Origin of the sequence: Leuconostoc sp. BM2, from assembly GCF_002095565.1 — a bacterium.
Taxonomy (GTDB): Bacteria; Bacillota; Bacilli; order Lactobacillales; family Lactobacillaceae; genus Leuconostoc; species Leuconostoc falkenbergense.
Genome location: NZ_MOWQ01000119.1, coordinates 1 through 654, shown reverse-complemented (window position 1 = coordinate 654; position 654 = coordinate 1). Strand labels below are relative to the sequence as shown.

Sequence of the window (654 nt, the reverse complement as noted above, 5' to 3'; positions counted from 1 at the left end):
GTCTTTGACTGACCCTTGATCATGATTGGGGTAGCTTGTTTAACCCAAATAGCAATAGAATCTTTTGATGGTCCAAATTCTTCTGCTAATGATTTGAGTGAACGGCCTTCTTGGTGAAGTTTAACCAATGAATCTTTGAAATCTTGTGAATAACGAATTGACATAAAAATACTCCTATACTTTCATTTTATGGACTGAATAAAAATAGTCCATTTTTTTAGTATAAGAGCAGCAACTGCAGGCGCCGATATCTGACCCATACTCATTAGTTGGTCGACTAATTTACGTAATCTCTCGTGACCGATATGCCAACTAATCCCACCTTGAATCGTGTCCATGAGTGCTTGCCTCGAACGTCTTGTAATTATTGCATGTGGTACTATTGTTAAGAGTTCCCAGTAATGTGGACTATCGGTGGCAGAAAAGAGTCCTTCGATTTCAGGAAAGGTCAGTTGTAAAGTGCGATGTAATCTATTTTTTGTACTGACAATATCATGATTAATTTGTTGATAAAAGCGGCTCATATCTTGTAACTCAATATAAATTGGATTTTGAACATAACTTTTAGCACGAGCTAAAATGAATTGGGTCTCAGCCAAGTTTTTAGCATCATTCAAATCATTTTTATTCGGGCGAAGCTGATCCAACTGTTTT

The 654-nt window shown here is 36.7% G+C and carries 2 protein-coding genes; both read right to left on the bottom strand.

Annotation, left to right across the window (positions count from 1 at the left end; translation table 11 throughout):
- A partial coding sequence (locus tag BMG01_RS10750; RefSeq protein WP_080539941.1) for a transposase occupies positions 1 to 164 on the bottom strand: 164 nt, incomplete at its 3' end.
- An 18-nt stretch (positions 165 to 182) separates the two neighbouring features.
- Positions 183 to 654: IS110 family transposase (locus tag BMG01_RS10745; protein WP_233127315.1), on the bottom strand; the 472-nt coding region annotated here is incomplete at its 5' end.